We start from the raw sequence: 2,074 nt of genomic DNA, 5'->3' as shown, positions 1-2,074 counted from the left end.
GAGCTGCTCGTCAAGAGCGCCGCCGCGATGGCCGGGTACTTCCGCCGGCCGGACGTCACCGCGGCGGTGTTCGACGAGGACGGCACGCCCTCGACGACGTGTCGTTCCGCGTCGCGCCCGGCGAGACGGTCGGCGTGGTGGGCCGGTCCGGATCCGGCAAGTCGACGCTGCTGCGGGTCCTCCTCGCGCTCGAGACGCCCGCCGCGGGCCGCGTCGCCCTCGGCGACCGGCCGGTGGTGCCCGGCCGCGCATCCGCCCTCCGCTGGTACCGGCGGCGCGTACAGGCCGTGCCGCAGGATCCGGGCGCGAGCCTCGAGCCGCGCATGACCGTGCGGCAGCTGATCCGCGAGCCGCTCCGCCGCCTCGACGTGCCGGGCGACCACGCCGCGATCGTCGCCCGCGCGCTCGACGACGTGGGCCTCGCCGCCTCCCTCGCCGGCCGGCGCCCCGCCGAGCTCTCCGGCGGGCAGGCCCAGCGCGTCGCCCTCGCGCGGGCCATCGCGACCTCCCCCGGGATCCTGCTCGCCGACGAGCCCGTGAGCGGCGTGGACCTGCCGCTGCGCGACCGCATCATCGAGCTGCTCGACGGCCTCGTGCGGGAGCGGGGCATCGGGCTGGTGCTCGTGTCGCACGACCTCGACGCGGTCGCCCGGCTGTGCGGCCGGAGCGTCGTGCTCGCGGGCGGGCGCATCGTGGAGGAGGGGCCGACCGCGCGCCTCCTCGCCGCCCCCGCGCATCCGGCCACGCGCGAGCTCGCCGACGCCGTCCCGCGGCTGCCGGGAGCGCTCACCGCATGATCGCGCCCCACCGCGCCGGCGCACCCCACGCCGCCGTGCTGCTCTCCAGCCAGCTCGTCTTCAACCTCGGCTTCTACGCGGTCGTCCCCTTCCTCGCCGTCGTGATGCGCGACGACCTGGGGCTCGGCGCCCTCGCGATCGGCCTCGTGCTCGGCGCCCGCACCTTCAGCCAGCAGGGCCTGTTCCTCCTCGGCGGGATGCTCGCCGACCGCTTCGGCCCGCGGACGCTCATCGCCGCGGGCTGCGTCGTGCGCGTCTCCGGCTACCTCGGGCTCGCGCTCGCGGCGGACCTGCCGGGCTTCCTCGCCGGCGCGATCCTCACCGGGTTCGGCGGCGCGCTCTTCAGCCCGGCGCTGCAGAGCCTCGTCGCGGCCGCCGACGTGCGCGGGCGCGACCGCCGATCCGCCGGACGGCCGTCGCTGTTCGCGGCGCTCGTGCTGGTGGGCGAGGTCGGCGCGGCCGTGGGACCGCTCGCGGGCGCCGCGCTCCTCGGGTTCGGCTTCTCGACCACGGTGCTCGTGGGAGCGGGCCTGTTCGCGGCGGTGGGGGTGGCGCTCTGGTGCGTGATCCCGGCGGAGGCGGCGCGGCCGGCGGGCACGGCCGACCGGTCGACGGGATCCGCCCCGGTCGCCGGCACCGGGCCGCACGCCGCCCCCGCTCCGCGCCCCGACCGCTGGGCGGCCGTGCGCGACCGCCGCTTCCTCGCGTTCTCCGCGCTCTTCGCGGTGGACCTCGTCGCCTACAACCAGCTCTACCTCGGGCTGCCGCTCGAGCTCGCGCGGGCGGGCGCCGGCACCGCGGCGGTCGGATCCGCGTTCCTGGCCGTCTCGCTCCTCACCATCACGCTGCAGTGGCCCGTCGCGCTCCTCGCGAAGCGGCTCGGGCCCGGCCGTGCCCTCGCGCTCGGCTTCGGCACCACCGCGACCGGGTTCGCGGCGCTCGCCCTCGGATCGCTCGTGCCGCCGCCCGCCGGGGCCGAGCTGCTGCCCGCCGCCGCGCTCGTCGTGTGCCTCACGCTCGGGCACATGACCGCGGGACCGGTGACCATGGAGCTCGTCCCGTCGTTCGCGGCAGGCCGCCCCACCGCGTCCTTCTACGGCCTGCTCGCGAGCTGCGGCGGCGTCGCCGTGCTCGTGGCCGGCGGCGTGGTCGGATCCCTGCTCGACGTCGCGCCCGCGGCGGCCTGGGGGATCCTCGCGGCGCTGCCCGTCGTGGCCGCGATCGGCCTGCCGCGGCTCCTGCCGGCGGGCGCGCCGGTGGCCTCGCGCGGCGCCACG

Annotated in this window: 2 protein-coding genes; both read left to right on the top strand. The window is 78.3% G+C overall.

Annotated elements, in window-relative coordinates:
- Window positions 1-98: 98 nt before the first annotated feature.
- Window positions 99-797: an ABC transporter ATP-binding protein gene (locus tag AWH51_RS14765; RefSeq protein WP_217491923.1), complete on the top strand. Its 699-nt coding sequence runs from the start codon at window positions 99-101 to the stop codon at window positions 795-797.
- Window positions 794-2,074, top strand: a 1,281-nt coding sequence (locus AWH51_RS14760) for an MFS transporter (protein WP_063072814.1), incomplete at its 3' end; no start/stop codon positions are given. The genes AWH51_RS14765 and AWH51_RS14760, both read left to right, overlap by 4 nt.

This window comes from Clavibacter tessellarius (assembly GCF_001618005.1).
GTDB classification, from domain to species: Bacteria; Actinomycetota; Actinomycetes; order Actinomycetales; family Microbacteriaceae; genus Clavibacter; species Clavibacter tessellarius_A.
This window is presented reverse-complemented; position numbering and strand designations above follow the sequence as displayed.